11 protein-coding genes and 1 pseudogene are annotated in these 14,171 nt (G+C 72.5%); 8 read left to right on the plus strand and 4 right to left on the minus strand.

All coding sequences use genetic code 11. From position 1 onward, the window contains the following. Window positions 1–95: 95 nt before the first annotated feature. Window positions 96–1,727, plus strand: a complete 1,632-nt coding sequence (locus ACZ4S3_RS03965) for an MFS transporter (protein ID WP_467925391.1) — start codon at window positions 96–98, stop codon at window positions 1,725–1,727. On the opposite strand, the gene ACZ4S3_RS03970 is transcribed toward ACZ4S3_RS03965, so the two are convergent. Beyond that, the gene (locus ACZ4S3_RS03970) at window positions 1,720–2,370 is read right to left on the minus strand and encodes a mycothiol-dependent nitroreductase Rv2466c family protein (protein ID WP_467925393.1); all 651 of its coding nucleotides are present in this window, start codon (window positions 2,368–2,370) and stop codon (window positions 1,720–1,722) included. The genes ACZ4S3_RS03965 and ACZ4S3_RS03970 overlap by 8 nt on opposite strands. Before the next feature lie 125 nt (window positions 2,371–2,495). Beyond that, complete coding sequence (locus ACZ4S3_RS03975) at window positions 2,496–2,927, minus strand: MarR family winged helix-turn-helix transcriptional regulator (RefSeq protein ID WP_467925394.1); 432 nt, start codon at window positions 2,925–2,927, stop codon at window positions 2,496–2,498. 87 nt (window positions 2,928–3,014) lie between these two features. Here ACZ4S3_RS03975 and ACZ4S3_RS03980 point away from each other — a divergent pair, with 87 nt between their 5' ends. The 6 genes and pseudogenes from ACZ4S3_RS03980 to ACZ4S3_RS04005 all read left to right on the plus strand — a co-directional run bounded on the left by ACZ4S3_RS03980 (window position 3,015) and on the right by ACZ4S3_RS04005 (window position 10,379). Then, window positions 3,015–4,034, plus strand: coding sequence for an NADP-dependent oxidoreductase (locus ACZ4S3_RS03980; protein ID WP_467925396.1), 1,020 nt, complete (start codon window positions 3,015–3,017; stop codon window positions 4,032–4,034). A gap of 107 nt (window positions 4,035–4,141) precedes the next feature. Then, window positions 4,142–4,570 (plus strand): organic hydroperoxide resistance protein, encoded by a 429-nt coding sequence (locus ACZ4S3_RS03985; protein ID WP_467925398.1) that lies wholly within the window; start codon window positions 4,142–4,144, stop codon window positions 4,568–4,570. Between the two features lie 244 nt (window positions 4,571–4,814). Beyond that, window positions 4,815–5,816, plus strand: coding sequence for a LacI family DNA-binding transcriptional regulator (locus ACZ4S3_RS03990; protein ID WP_467925400.1), 1,002 nt, complete (start codon window positions 4,815–4,817; stop codon window positions 5,814–5,816). A gap of 41 nt (window positions 5,817–5,857) precedes the next feature. Further along, complete coding sequence (locus ACZ4S3_RS03995; RefSeq protein WP_467925402.1) at window positions 5,858–7,483, plus strand: sugar ABC transporter ATP-binding protein; 1,626 nt, start codon at window positions 5,858–5,860, stop codon at window positions 7,481–7,483. Further along, a pseudogene (locus tag ACZ4S3_RS04000) lies at window positions 7,473–9,442 on the plus strand (ABC transporter permease/substrate-binding protein). Before ACZ4S3_RS03995 ends, ACZ4S3_RS04000 begins: the two are co-directional and overlap by 11 nt. A 25-nt stretch (window positions 9,443–9,467) precedes the next feature. Beyond that, on the plus strand, window positions 9,468–10,379 hold the full coding sequence (locus ACZ4S3_RS04005) for a ribokinase (RefSeq protein WP_467927261.1): 912 nt from the start codon (window positions 9,468–9,470) through the stop codon (window positions 10,377–10,379). Window positions 10,380–10,422: 43 nt separating this feature from the next. Here the strand turns inward: ACZ4S3_RS04005 and ACZ4S3_RS04010 are convergent, their stop codons facing one another. Next, window positions 10,423–11,802, minus strand: coding sequence for a nitrilase-related carbon-nitrogen hydrolase (locus ACZ4S3_RS04010; protein ID WP_467925404.1), 1,380 nt, complete (start codon window positions 11,800–11,802; stop codon window positions 10,423–10,425). A 102-nt stretch (window positions 11,803–11,904) separates the two neighbouring features. Between ACZ4S3_RS04010 and ACZ4S3_RS04015 the strand changes: the two genes are divergently transcribed. Further along, window positions 11,905–13,218 carry a benzoate/H(+) symporter BenE family transporter gene (locus ACZ4S3_RS04015; protein ID WP_467925405.1) on the plus strand — a complete coding sequence of 438 codons (1,314 nt, stop codon included), beginning with the start codon at window positions 11,905–11,907 and terminating at the stop codon, window positions 13,216–13,218. A 307-nt stretch (window positions 13,219–13,525) separates the two neighbouring features. Here ACZ4S3_RS04015 and ACZ4S3_RS04020 read toward each other — a convergent pair whose 3' ends face one another. Beyond that, window positions 13,526–14,137 (minus strand): TetR/AcrR family transcriptional regulator, encoded by a 612-nt coding sequence (locus tag ACZ4S3_RS04020; RefSeq protein ID WP_467925407.1) that lies wholly within the window; start codon window positions 14,135–14,137, stop codon window positions 13,526–13,528. Window positions 14,138–14,171: the final 34 nt, after the last annotated feature.

Below are 14,171 nucleotides of genomic sequence, written 5' to 3' on the forward strand. Positions count from 1 at the left end.
GCGTTCGGTGGAGGTGCACTAGTGTGATGCACCTCCAACTCCCTTGTCGCGCTTACTGTTTGCACCGTAAGCGCGGCCTGCTTACTGTGTCACGCATGTCGTTTACTCCGTACACACCCAGCGCCCCGTCCCCCTCCCGGCCGCGGGCCGGCCGCCGCGAGTGGACCGCCCTGGGCGTCCTGCTCCTGCCCTGCCTGCTCGTCTCGATGGACGTCTCGGTGCTCTACTTCGCGGTGCCGTTCCTCACCGCGGAGCTGAAGCCCAGCAGCGTCCAGCAGCTGTGGATCCTGGACGTCTACGGCTTCGTCCTCGCCGGCCTGCTGATCACCATGGGCGCACTGGGCGACCGCATCGGCCGCCGCAAGCTGCTGCTGTCCGGCGCCGTCCTCTTCGGCCTCGCCTCCGGGGCCGCCGCGTATGCGCAGAGCGCCGAAATGCTCATCGCCGCACGGGCGTTGCTCGGCGTCGGCGGCGCCACCCTGATGCCGTCCACGCTCGCCCTGATCCGCAACCTCTTCCACGACGCCAAGCAGCGCGGCAAGGCGGTCGCCATCTGGTCGGCGGCCATGATGGGCGGGATCGCGGTCGGTCCGGTGCTCAGCGGGGCGCTGCTGGAACACTTCTGGTGGGGCTCGGTCTTCCTGATCAACGCGCCCGCGATGGTGCTGCTGCTGGTCTGCGGCCCACTGCTGCTCCCGGAGTTCCGGAACCCGGCGGCCGGACGCTTCGATCTGCCCGGCTCACTGCTCTCCCTCCTCGCCATGCTGCCGCTCGTCTACGGCATCAAGGAGATCGCCCGCGACGGCCTGTCCATGCTGCCCGTCCTCGCCCTCGTGACCGGCCTGCTGGCCGCCGCGGCCTTCGTCCACCGCCAGCGCACCGCCCGCCATCCCATGCTCGACCTGGAGCTGTTCCGGCACCGCGGATTCAGCGGCTCGGTGCTGATGAACCTGATGGCGGCGTTCGCGCTCGTCGGCTGCGCGGTCTTCTTCACCCAGTACCTGCAGTCCGTACGGGGCATGAGCCCCCTGGAGGCCGCGCTGTGGAATCTGCTGCCGACCCTCGCGGTGGGCGGAATGGCGCCGCTGGCCACGGCGCTCGCCCGGCGGATGGACCGGGCGTACGTCATCGGCCTGGGGTTCCTCATCGCGGCCGGCGGCTTCTTCTGGCTGTCCTGGCTCGAGCCGGGCTCGGCCCTCTGGTACGTCCTGGTCGCCTCGTCGGTCTACGCCGCGGGCCTGGTGATGGTGATGTCGCTCGGCAACGAGCTGGCCATCGGCGTCGCGCCGCCTGAGCGGGCGGGCTCCGCCTCGGCGCTGCTGGAGTCGGGAACGGAGCTGGGCGGCGCGCTGGGCATGGCGATTCTGGGGAGCATCGGGAGCGCGGTCTACCGGTCCGGCATCGGCGACGCACTGCCCGCCGGGCTCCCCTCAGGGGCGGCCGGTGCGGCGCGCGAGACGCTGGCGGGTGCGGTGGCGGTGGCCGCCCAACTGCCGGGCCGGGCGGGCGAGGCGCTGCTGACGGCGGCCCGCGCGGCCTTCGCCGACGGGCTGCAGACGGCGGTGCTGGGCGCCGCGGGCGTGATGGTGTGCGCGGCGGTGCTGGCGGTGGCGCTGCTGCGCGGGGTGCGGACGGCGGAGACCGGGGCGGAGGGGACGGAGGAGTCGGGCGCCATGGATCCGGTCGCCGAAGCCGTCACGCCCGCCTCCGGGACCGCCGTCAGCTGAAGTCGAGCTCCCCGGTACGGGTCCGCTTCAGTTCGAAGAACTTGTCGTAACCGGCCAGGAGGCGGGCGCCGTCGAAGACGCGTACCGCCTCCTCGCCGCGCGGGATCGCCGTCAGGACCGGGCCGAAGAAGGCGACCCCGTCGATGTGGACGGTCGGCGTGCCGACGTCCTCGCCGACCGGGTCCATGCCCTGGTGGTGGCTCTTGCGCAGCGCATCGTCGTACGCGTCCCGCCCGGCGGCGCCGGCCAGCTCGGCCGGCAGCCCAACCTCGGCCAGCGCCTCCTCGATGACGGCGGCGGTGTCCTCGCGGCCGTTGGTGTGGATACGGGTGCCGAGCGCGGTGTACAGGTCGCGCAGCACCTGCTCGCCGTGCTCCTGCGCGGCCGCGATGCACACCCGCACCGGGCCCCAGCCCTCGTCCAGCAGCGCGCGGTACTTCTCCGGCAGGTCCTCGCGGCCTTCATTGAGCACCGACAGGCTCATGACCCGGAAGCGCAGGTCCAGGTCACGGTGCTTTTCGACCTCCAGGATCCAGCGCGAGGAGATCCAGGCGAACGGGCAGATGGGGTCGAAGTAGAAATCGACGGAGTGGCGGGCGGGATTCCGGGCGCCGTGGGCACTCCGGGCGTTCTGGGACGTCATGGGGATCAGATTAGAGCGCCGGAAGGCCGCTCACCCGGGACAATCACCCCCGGTATTCCTGGGCCACTTCGCCGCCGGGGGGCGGGGCGCCCGTTCCGCCCCGGACTCCTACCCGCCCCGGGCCCCTACTCCGGGGCTATGCCCAGCATCCGCTGGAGCAGCTGCTTGAGCAGGGTGCGCTCGGCGGCCGTCAGCCGGCCGAGCGGTTCACGGGCGAAGTCGAGGGAGGTGCGCAGCCGTTCGGCGGTGCGGGCGCCCTCGGCGGTCGGGGCGGCCAGCTTGACGCGGCGGTCGGCCGGGTCGAGCCGGCGCTCCACCAGGCCGCGGGACTCCAGGCGGTCGACGATGCCCGTGATGTTGGACGGCTCGCACTTCAGCCGCTGGGCGACCTTGCGCATGGGCAGCGGCTCGGCGGAGAGCAGGCGCAGCACCCGCGCCTGCGCACCGGTCAGGGAGTGCTCGGCCGCGGCGTGCTCGTACTCCTCGTAGTAACGGGCGACGACGGTGCCGATCAGGTCGACGACCTCGACGGTCAAGGAGTCTGCGCGCGCTGTCATGACACCAGGATACCCAATTACTTGACAACATGAAATATCGAGGCGCATTATTCTTTCAGTACCTGAAGCTTTTGGAGGATCGCGCTTATGTCCGCTCTGCCCGCAACCGGCCGCGAATGGCACCTCACCGCCCGCCCGCACGGCTGGCCCACTCCGGATGACTTCGCGCTGCGCGAGGCCGCGGTGCCGGAGCTCGGCGAGGGCCAGATCCTCGTCCGCAACCTGCACTTCTCCGTCGACCCGTACATGCGCGGCCGGATGAACGACGTGAAGTCCTACCTCCCGCCCTTCCAGCTCGACCAGCCCATGGACGGCGGCGCGGTCGGCGAGGTCATCGCCTCGCGCGATGCGTCCCTCGCCGTCGGCGACCATGTGCTGCACGGGCTCGGCTGGCGGGAGTACGCGGTCCTGGACGCCAAGCGCGCCGCCAAGGTGGACCCGTCGCTGGCCCCGCTCACCGCCTACCTCGGCGTGCTGGGCATGCCGGGCCTGACCGCCTACGCGGGCCTGCTGGAGGTCGCCTCCTTCAAGGAGGGCGACGTCGTCTTCGTGTCCGGTGCGGCCGGCGCGGTGGGCAGCGAGGTCGGACAGATCGCCAGGCTCAAGGGCGCCTCCCGGGTGATCGGCTCCGCCGGCTCCGACGAGAAGGTCAAGCTCCTGGTCGAGGAGTACGGCTTCGACGCCGCCTTCAACTACAAGAACGGCGATGTCACCAAGCAGCTCAAGGAGGCCGCGCCGGACGGCATCGACGTCTACTTCGACAACGTCGGCGGCGACCACCTCGAGGCGGCCATCTCCGCCCTCAACGTCCATGGCCGCGTCGCCATATGCGGCATGATCTCGATGTACAACGCCACCGAGCCGAGCCCCGCGCCGCGCAACCTCGCGATGGTGATCGGCAAGCGGCTGCGCCTCCAGGGCCTGCTGGTGAGCGATCACTCCGCGCTGCAGTCGCAGTTCGTCGAGGAGGTCTCCCCCTGGATCCGCTCCGGCGAGCTCAAGTACAGCGAGACCAAGGTGTCCGGCGTCGAGAACGGCGTCGAGGCCTTCCTGGGCCTGCTGCGCGGCGAGAACACCGGAAAGATGATCGTGAGCCTCGACAGCTGAGGACCACGGGCCTCGCCCGCCGCCCCCTTGCCCCCGCCCGTTAGGCTCATCGGCAGGCCGCCGCGATCCGTGGGCGCGAGTCGCGGCGAATCACAGGAGGATTCTGTATGTCCATCCCGACTGTCGACGTCGTCTACACCGCCGTCGCCACCGCCGAGAACGGCCGTGACGGCCGGGTCGCCAGCGACGACGGCAAGCTTGACGTCGTCGTCAACCCGCCCAAGGAGCAGGGCGGCAGCGGCGCCGGCACGAACCCCGAGCAGCTCTTCGCAGCCGGCTACAGCGCCTGCTTCCAGGGCGCGCTCAGCGTCGTCGCCCGCCAGGAGAAGGCGGATGTCTCCGGCTCCCGGGTGACCGCCAAGGTCGGCATCGGCAAGACCCCGGAAGGCGCCTTCGGCCTCACGGTCGAGATCTCCGCCTCGATCCCGAATGTCGACGCGGACACCGCCAGGTCCCTGGTGGAGAAGGCGCACCAGGTCTGCCCGTACTCCCACGCCACCCGCGGCAACATCGAGGTCAAGCTGACCGTCGCCTGACGCGTCCGGCGCGCCTGCCGACCGGGCCGAAGCCGAGGGCCGTACCCCACCGGGGTGCGGCCCTCGGCCGTTGTGACGCAGGTCACTTTCGCGATGTCTTGACGCGACCGCCGTGTAATCGATTACGTAGGGCCTCGCGCACCCCACGGAATCGATTACACGACGGGCCGCGGGCGAAGCTCGACCGCGCGACGCAGCCGGTCCGCAAAGAAGCGGACCGCCCGGACAGGACGGCAATGGCGCCATGGCGAACATCAAAGATGTGGCAGAGCGGGCGGGAGTCTCCGTCGCCACCGTCTCCCGGGTCCTCAACGGCCACAGCCCGGTCGCCGAGACTCGCGAGCGGGTGCTGGCCGCCGTACGGGAACTGGGCTACCGGCCCAACAACGTCGCCCGCGCGCTGCGCACCGCACGGACCGGCGCGCTCGGTCTGATCATCAGCGACCTCACCAACCCCTTCTTCACCGAGCTCGCCGACGCCGTCGAGGACGAGGCCCGCAGCCTCGGCTACAGCCTGGTCATCGGCAACGCCGGCGAACGCCCCGAGCAGCAGGACGACTACATCCGCACCCTGCTCGACCGCCGGATCGACGGCCTGCTGGTCAGCTCGGCCGGCACCGGCTCGGCGATGCTCGGCGAGGTCGTCGGCTCCGGCACCCCGCTGGTCCTGCTGGACCGCATAGTCCCCGGCATCGATGCCCCCTGTGTCCGCGCCGACGGCCGCGCCGCGATGACCGGCCTGGCCGCCCACCTCGCCGCCCTCGGCCGCCGCCGCCCCGCGATCATCGTCGCCCCGGCCGGCACCCCCACCGGCGACGAACGCCTCGACCTCTTCCGTACGGCGCTCGCCGCACACGGCATCGACCTGCCCGACGAACGCGTCGGCGCCACCCCCGACCTCCAGCACACCGGCGGCCGCCGGGTGATGAGCGCCCTCCTCGACCTGCACCGGCCGCCGGACGCGGTGCTCGCCACCGACAACCTGATGGCGCTCGGCGCGATGGACGAGCTCAAAGCGCGCGGGCTGCGGGTCCCCGACGACGTCGCCCTGGTGGTCTACGACGACGTGCCGTGGTTCGCGCACACCGATCCGCCGCTGACCGTCATCGCCCAGCCCACCCGCGAACTGGGCCGGGCCGCCGTACACACCCTGCTGGCGCGCATCGAGGGCCGCCCGGCCGGCTCGGTGCTGCTGCCCGCGCGGCTCGTCACGCGCCGCTCCTGCGGTGAGCCGCCCGCCCACTGACCCAGCCGTATCAGGACCCCGGAAGGAAGAGAGGGCAGCGCATGACCGGCGTCAACGACGACGTACCGGGCGGCCGCGAACTGCTGCGCGTGGAGGGGGTGACCAAGTCATTCCCCGGCGTGCGCGCGCTGGACGGCGTCGACCTGAGTCTGCGCACCGGCGAGGTGCACGTCCTGCTCGGCGAGAACGGCGCGGGCAAGAGCACGCTGATCAAGATGCTCTCCGGCGCCCACCGCCCCGACGCGGGCCGCATCCTGGTCGACGGCGCAGACGGCGCAGACGGCGCAGACGGCGCAGACGGCACGGACGGCCTGCGCGAGGTGCACATCCGCTCCGCGCAGGACGCCGCACGCCTCGGCATCGCCACCATCTACCAGGAGTTCAACCTCGTCCCCGGCCTGACCGTCGCCGAGAACATCTTCCTGGGCCGCCAGCCCCGCACCGCGCTCGGCCTGGTCGACCGGAAGACGATGCGGGCCCGCGCCGCCGACCTGCTCCGCCGCGTACGCCTCGATGTCTCCCCGGACACCCCGGTCGCCGAACTCGGCATCGCCCGCCTCCAGATGGTCGAGATCGCCAAGGCGCTCAGCCTGGACGCCCGCGTCCTGATCATGGACGAGCCGACCGCCGTGCTCACCTCCGAGGAGGTCGAGACCCTCTTCGCGATCGTCCGCGAACTGCGCGCGTCGGGCGTCGGCATCATCTTCATCACCCACCACCTCGAGGAGATCGGCGCGCTCGGCGACCGCGTCACCGTCCTGCGCGACGGCCGCTCGGTCGACGAGGTGCCCGCCGCCACCGCTGAGGACGAGCTGATCCGCCTGATGGTGGGCCGCGACATCGCCGAGCAGTACCCGCGCCGGCGCCCCGACGCGCCGGGCGCCCCGCTGCTGAAGGTCCGCGGCCTGACCCGCCGGGGCCCCGCGGCCGGACCGGTCTTCGAGGGCATCGACTTCGAGGTGCGGGCCGGTGAGGTGGTGGGCCTGGCCGGACTGGTCGGCGCGGGCCGTACCGAGGTCGTCCGGGCCGTCTTCGGCGTGGACCGCTACGACGCCGGCACGGTCGAGATCGACGGCAGGACACTGGCCCGCGGCGACGTACGGGCCGCGATGCGCGCCGGACTCGGCCTCGTCCCCGAGGACCGCAAGGGCCAGGGCCTGGTCCTGGACGCGTCCCTCCAGGACAACCTCACCCTCGCCCGCCTCGACCGCGACACCCGCGGCGGCCTGGTGGACCGTGCCGCCCAGCGGCGCGAAGCGGCCGCCGTGGCCGCGCGGCTGAAGGTACGGATGAGCGGTCTGGCGCAGCACGCGCGGACGCTCTCCGGCGGCAACCAGCAGAAGATCGTCATCGGCAAGTGGCTGCTGACGGACACCAGGCTGCTGATCCTCGACGAGCCGACGCGCGGTATCGACGTCGGCGCGAAGGTCGAGATCTACCAGCTCATCAACGACCTGACGGCGTCCGGCCGGGCGGTGCTGATGATCTCCAGCGATCTGCCCGAGGTGCTCGGGATGAGCGACCGGGTGCTGGTGATGTCGCAGGGGCGGCTGACCGGTGAGCTGTCGGCCGAAGAGGCCACCCAGGACGCCGTGATGGAACTGGCCGTCCGGGCACCCGCCAAGAACACCCACGAGAGCGCGATGGAGGGCTCCGATGTCCGCTGAGCTGAAAACCGGGGCCGCCGCCGAGGTGGCAGGACGGGCACCGGATGGCGTCGGCCCCGGGCCGTGGTTGTCCCGGGCGGTTCTCAAAAACGGCCCGCTGGGCGGACTGATCGCCCTGGTGGTCGTCATGGCGGTGCTGTCCAGGGACTTCCTCAACGGGCAGAACCTCCTCAACGTCGGCGTCCAGGCATCGGTCACCGCGATCCTCGCCTTCGGTGTCACCTTCGTGATCGTCTCGGCGGGCATCGACCTGTCGGTCGGCTCTCTCGCCGGGCTCTCGGCCGTCGTCGTGGGCTGGGCGGCCACCGACCAGGGCCTGCCCGTGTGGATCGCGGTGCTGCTCGGCCTCGCGGTCGGCGCGGCGGCCGGACTGCTCTCCGGTGTGCTCGTCGCCTACGGCAGACTGCCCGCCTTCATCGCCACCTTGGCGATGCTCTCCGTCGGCCGCGGCCTGGCCCTGGTCATCTCCGGCGGTTCGCCGATCGCCTTCCCCTCCTCGGTCAGCGCGCTCGGCGACACCCTCGGCGGCTGGCTGCCGGTCCCCGTGCTCGTCATGATCGCGATGGGGCTGATCGCGGCGCTGGTCCTGGCCCGTACGTATGCCGGGCGCGCGATGTTCGCGATCGGCGGCAACGAGGAGGCGGCCCGTCTCTCCGGCATCAACGTGCGGCGCCGCAAGCTGGTCATCTACGCGCTGTCCGGCCTGTTCGCCGCGGTCGCCGGCATCGTGCTCGCGGCCCGGCTCACCTCCGCCCAGCCGCAGGCCGCCACCGGATACGAGCTGGATGCCATCGCCGCCGTCGTCATCGGCGGGGCCAGCCTCTCCGGCGGCTCCGGCAAGGCGTCCGGCACGCTCATCGGCGCGCTGATCCTCGCCGTCCTGCGCAACGGCCTCAACCTGCTGAGCGTCTCGGCGTTCTGGCAGCAGGTGGCCACCGGGCTGGTCATCGCGCTCGCCGTCCTCCTGGACACGCTGCGGCGCCGGAGCGCGCGATGAGCGCCCGGATCAGGACGACCGCCGGGATGAGGACGACCGCCCGGATCCGGATGCCGCTGGCGGCCGGGCTGGCCGCGACCCTCGCCCTCGGCCTGGCCGGCTGCGACCGCGGCGGCAACACGGACCTGGGGCTGGCCCTCTCCACCATGAACAACCCGTTCTTCGTCGGCATCAAGGAAGGCGCGCAGGCCGAGGCGGACGCCCGCGGCCTGCACATCAACATCACCGACGCACAGAACGACCCCACCCAGCAGATCAACCAGATGGAGACGTTCACCAGCCAGAACGTCAAGGCGGCCATCATCAACCCGGTCGACTCCGACGCCGCCGTTCCGGCCGTCGGCGTCGCCAACCGCGCGAACGTGCCCGTCATCTCCATCGACCGCGGCGTCAGCGGCGGCAAGGTCGGCTCGACCATCGCCTCCGACAACGTCGCCGGCGGCCGCCTCGCCGCCCGTACGCTGGCCCGATCGCTCGGCGGCAAGGGCAAGGTGGCCTTCCTGGAGGGCCGGCCCGGCACCTCCGCCGCCCGCGAACGCGGCCAGGGCTTCGAGGAGGGCATCAAGAAGTACCCCGGCATCCAGGTCGTCGCCCGGCAGCCCGCCGACTTCGACCGCACCAAGGGCATGGACGTGATGACCAACATGCTTCAGGCGCACCGCGATATCGCCGGGGTGTTCGCGGCCAACGACGAGATGGCGCTGGGCGCGTCCAAGGCGCTGGGCGGCCGCTCCGGCAAGGACGTCAAGGTGGTGGCGTTCGACGGCACCCCGGACGGCGTCAAGGCGGTCCGCGGCGGCACGCTGACCGCCACCGTCGCCCAGCAGCCGCAACTCCTGGGCAAGCAGGCCGTGGACTGGGCGCTCAAGGCCGCCCGCGGTGAGAAGCTGCCGCAGACGGTCAAGGTGCCGGTGGTGCTGGTGACGGCGGAGAACGCCGCGAAGTTCGAGACGCACGAGTGAGTTGAGGGAAATGGGAGAGCGGCGTATGTACGACGTCCTGGTGGTCGGCTCGGCCAACGCGGATCTGACGGTACGGGTGGAGCAGCGGCCCGGCGCGGGCGAGACCGTGCTCGGCACCGACCTGGTCGAATCGGCCGGCGGCAAGGGCGCCAACCAGGCGGCCGCCGCGGCCCGGCTCGGCGGGCGGACCGCCCTGCTGGCGCGGATCGGCGGCGACGCCTTCGGCGAACTGCTGCTCGCCGCCCAGCGCGACGCGGGCACCGATGTCGCACCGGTCATCGTCGACGAGGCGGCCCGCACCGGCACCGCGATGATCATCGTCAGCCCGGACGGCGACAACAGCATCGTCGTCTCGCCCGGCGCTAACGCCGCCCTCACCCCCGCCGACGTGGCCGCCGCGAGGGACGCCATCGCCGCGTCCTCGGTGGTCTCCCTCCAGTTGGAGATCCCGATGGAGTCGGTACGCGCGGCCGCCGCGGCCGCCGAGGACGCCGGTACCCGCGTCGTGCTCAACCCCTCCCCGGCGCCCGAGGCGGCCCTGGCTCCCGAACTCCTCTCCGTCGCCGACCCGTTGGTGGTCAACGAACACGAGGCCCGGCAGTTGTCCGGGCTCGCCGACGGCAAGCCGGGGGAGTGGGCGGACGCGCTGCGCGCGAAGGGCGCCCGCTCGGTGGTGGTCACCCTCGGCGGCGAGGGAGCGCTGGTGCTGGACGCCTCCGGTGCGACGGAGGTCCCGGGCGTACGGGTCAAGGCCGTGGACACCACCGGCGCCGGCGACGCCTTCACCGGCGCCCTCGCCACCCGCCTGGCCCGCGGCGACACGCTTCCCGGCGCGGCCCGCTTCGCGGTACGCGTCGGCGCCGCCGCGGTCACCAAGCCGGGCGCCCAGCCGTCCTACCCGACGCCGGCGGAGCTGGACGCGCTGCCGGGAGCCTGAGGCGGCAGCGCCGCCGCCACCGCGCCGATGTCCCCGGTGGGCGTCAGCCGTCCAGCTCCTGGGGCCCGTAAAGGGCGTGCTCGGCGCCGGTCATCAGGGCCCAGTAGCGGTCGCCGTACGACCAGTGCCACCACTCGGTCGGGTAGTTGACCAGGCCCGCGCCGCTCAGCGCCGCGCTCAGCACCCGCCGGCCGGCGCGGGCCGCGGGCGTCAGGCCCGGGGCGCCGGTGTAGCAGGCGCCGTCGCTCTCCTCCGGGGAGGCGTCGATCGGTGTCCCCATGTCGACATGTTCGCCGTCCTTCGTGACGAGCGTCAGATCCACCGCGCCGCCCGCGCTGTGCGGTGCGATCTCGGGCGGGGACACATACCGGCCGGCGGCCCGGCGGATGCGCGCCGCGTCCCACTCGGGGTGGGCGGCGTGCAGTTCGTCGGTGTACTCCTCGAAATAGCGGCGCTGCAGCCCCGGCGGCCGGTAGCCCTCGACGATTTCCAGCCGCAGCCCGTCCGGCAGCGCCTCCTGCGCCGCCAGCAGCCGCCGCAGCACACCCTCGCGCAGCCGGGCGTGGGCACCCCGCTCGTCGTGCCGCCCCTCGGACACCAGCAGCTCGGGCGCCACGGCCCGTACGTCCACCAGGGCCTCACCGCACTCCTTGACGGGGACCGCGGCGATCGCCGGGTCCCCCATCAACGTGATCCGGTCCCGGACATCCGTCAGCACCAGCTCCGAACCGCCGCCCGCGGCCCCCTCGCCGGCCGCCGCCACCTGCTCGCCGCTGGGCAGCCAGGCCCCGCTGCGCCCGCAGGCCGGGCCGGGGCTCCCCACGCCCGTCCCATTGGCGAGCACGACATGCAGACCGTTGTCCCGGGCCAGGTCCGCATACCGTGCCACCCGCTCCGCCGTACCGTGGAACGAACTGGCCAGATACACCCCGCAGTTGTCCGCCACGGCCCGCGCCGCGACCGCCGGGAAGTTGTTGTCGTTACAGGTGGTGAGCGCGAACCGCACCCCGCCCAGCACGAACCGGCCATCGGCCGTGCCCGGCGCGAAGACGTCGTTCTCCCCCTCGAACAGATGCCGCTTGTCATAGCGGGTGAGCAGCTCGCCGTCGGGCCCGTAGACGAACGAGGCGATGGCGGGCACGGCCCCCTCGGCGCCCCGCCCCGCCGCGTTCACCACCGCCGTAACCCCCGACGCCCGGCAGGCCTCCCGTACGGGCGCCAGCCGGGCGTCGTCCTGCGTGACCGTCATCGTCTCCGGATCGCCGGCTATCGCCGCCAGGTCGTAGTGCGTCAGCGCCAGTTCGGCAAAGACCACCAGCCCGGCACCGCGCTCGGCGGCCTCGGTGATGAGCGCGGCCATCCGCGCGGCGTTGGCATCGATGTCACCCGGTAGGGGCGCGAACTGCGCGGCAGCAATGATCATTCGGCCATGATGCCGCAGGTTCACGGGATACATCCCCCACAGCGGCAGAGATCCCGATACTGGAGCCGACCACAAGTTGATCACCCGTACAGGGGAAAACCGTTGAGCTCCGAAACCGACACCGAACCCGAAACCGAACCCGAAACCGACACCCGGTCCGAAGCCGAGTCCGAAACCGGCACCGCCCCCGCCGACCCGGCCGCCCCGGCCGCGCCCGGCCCCCGCCCCCGCCTGTGGCGCGATATCTCCCTCTCCGCGGTGCTGGCCGGCTTCGTCGCCGTCGTCGTCTCCTACTCGGGACCGCTGGTCATCGTGCTTGCCGCCGCGGCCGCCGGGCACCTGGACGCCGCACAGACCACGTCCTGGATCTGGGCGATCTCCCTCGGCAGCGGTCTGACCTGCCTGGGCCTGAGCCTGCGGACCCGGATGCCGGTCATCACCGCCTGGTCGACACCGGGCGCCGCCCTCCTGGTGACGAGCCTGGGGGCCTACTCCTACCCGGAGGCCGTCGGGGCGTTCCTCGTCACCGGCGTGGTGATCACCCTGGTCGGGCTGACCGGGGTCTTCGGGTGGCTGATGCGGCAGATACCCCCGGCCGTGGTGTCCGCCATGCTCGCCGGCATCCTCTTCTCCTTCGGTACGGGCGTGTTCGCCTCACTCAGGACCGCACCGCTGATCGCCGGGGCCGTCCTGCTGGCCTACCTCCTGGGCAAGCGGTGGCTGCCCCGCTACGCCGTACTCCTCGCCCTGGTCGCGGGCGTGGTCTGCGCCGCCGCCACCGCACGTCTGCACATCCACCTGGACCACATCGAGCTGGCCCGGCCGCAGTTCACCACCCCGGCCTTCTCCCTGGCCTCCCTCATCGGCATCGCCGTCCCGCTCACGCTGGCAACCCTCGCCTCACAGAACGCCCCCGGCATCGCCGTCCTCACCGCCTCCGGCTACCGGCCCAAGGACCGGCTGCTGATCGGCTCGACCGGCCTGGTCTCCACCGTGCTCGCCCCCTTCGGCTCCCATGCCATCAACCTCGCGGCCATCACCGCCGCCATCTGCACCGGCCCCGAGGCGCACCGCGACCCCGGGCGCCGCTATGTGGCGGGCGTCGCCTCCGGAGCCTTCTACGTCCTCATCGGCGCCTTCGGGTCGACCCTCGTGGCCCTCTTCGCCGGTCTGCCGAAGGAGCTGGTCGCCGCGCTGGCCGGTGTCGCCCTGTTCGGCGCGCTGGCCGGCGGCCTGACCGGCGCGGTGAAGGAGGAAAAGGACCGCGAGGCCGCCCTGATCACCTTCCTGGCCACCGCCTCCGGGGTCTCCCTCCTCGGTATCGGATCGGCCTTCTGGGGGCTGGTCTTCGGGGTCGTGGCGCATCTCGCGACGCGGGGGTGGCGCAAGGACAAGGCGGCGGGCGCCGGCCGGTAGGGTTCTCCGCTGCCGCCGGGCCCGGCAGCGAATCCCGTCCCCCGGGCGCGCTTTCGCGAACCGGCCGCCCCCACCGGAGGACCCACAGGTCACGGACTGCGGGTCGGCCGACGCCGAGTACAAGGTGACCCGCAGGCTCGACGGCTCGACAAGCCGAAGTCGACCTGTGCCGACGGCGAGTACTACGCCGACCTCAAGTACGGTCCGGGCGGGACCACCACGTCCTGCCTCGAGCCGCTCCGCTGACACCCGGCAACCGCGGCCGCCCACGCCGGGAGGCCGCGGGCCGTCACTCCTCGGCCTGCCGTCATTCCTCGGCCTCCCCGAGCAGCGCCACGAAGTCCCGGAACGCCCCCGGCATGTCCACGTTCTCCGGATCCAGCAGCCACTGCAGCTGCAGCCCGTCCATCACGGCGACCAGCAGCGGCGCCGCCCGCTCCGGTGTCAGCCCGCCGGGCAGCGTGTCCCCGAACTCGGCGCGCAGCGCGGCCGCCATCGATTCCCGTACGGCGCGAAACCGCGACTCGAAGAAGGCGCGGGCGGGGTGGTCCTCGGTGACGCTGTCGGCGGACAGGACCGTGTAGGTCTGGACGATGCCGGGCCGGGTGGCGTTGTAGTCGACGAGCTGGGCGAGGGCGCCGGTGCGCCAGGTGCCGCAGGCCGCGGCGGCCGAGGAGGCCAGGTCCCAGCGGTCGCGCGCCTCCAGGACGGCGACCAGCAGGAGTTCCTTGGTGGGGAAGTGGTGCAGCAGTCCCTGCTGGGTGAGCCCGGCGCGTTCGGCCACCGCGGCGAGCGAGGTGCGGCGGTAGCCGCGTTCGGAGATGAGCTCCATGGCGGCCTCCAGGATCGCCTCGCGCCGCTCCGCGCGCTGCGCCTGCCGCCCGCCGCTCCGGCGCCCGCCCTGATCTCGTGCACTCACCGGCAGAGGGTATCCCCCTGAGGAGAACCCTCGA

Source organism: Streptomyces sp. NPDC028368, assembly GCF_055565615.1.

Bases quoted from the DNA above. Each gene is read 5' to 3' on its own strand.
- ACZ4S3_RS03995 (WP_467925402.1), top strand. From the start codon at position 5,858: ATGACCGGCGTCAACGACGACGTACCGGGCGGCCGCGAACTGCTGCGC.
- ACZ4S3_RS03990 (WP_467925400.1), top strand. From the start codon at position 4,815: ATGGCGAACATCAAAGATGTGGCAGAGCGGGCGGGAGTCTCCGTCGCC.
- ACZ4S3_RS04005 (WP_467927261.1), top strand. From the start codon at position 9,468: ATGTACGACGTCCTGGTGGTCGGCTCGGCCAACGCGGATCTGACGGTA.
- ACZ4S3_RS03980 (WP_467925396.1), top strand. From the start codon at position 3,015: ATGTCCGCTCTGCCCGCAACCGGCCGCGAATGGCACCTCACCGCCCGC.
- ACZ4S3_RS03970 (WP_467925393.1), bottom strand. From the start codon at position 2,370: ATGACGTCCCAGAACGCCCGGAGTGCCCACGGCGCCCGGAATCCCGCC.
- ACZ4S3_RS03985 (WP_467925398.1), top strand. From the start codon at position 4,142: ATGTCCATCCCGACTGTCGACGTCGTCTACACCGCCGTCGCCACCGCC.
- ACZ4S3_RS04010 (WP_467925404.1), bottom strand. From the start codon at position 11,802: ATGATCATTGCTGCCGCGCAGTTCGCGCCCCTACCGGGTGACATCGAT.
- ACZ4S3_RS03965 (WP_467925391.1), top strand. From the start codon at position 96: ATGTCGTTTACTCCGTACACACCCAGCGCCCCGTCCCCCTCCCGGCCG.
- ACZ4S3_RS03975 (WP_467925394.1), bottom strand. From the start codon at position 2,927: ATGACAGCGCGCGCAGACTCCTTGACCGTCGAGGTCGTCGACCTGATC.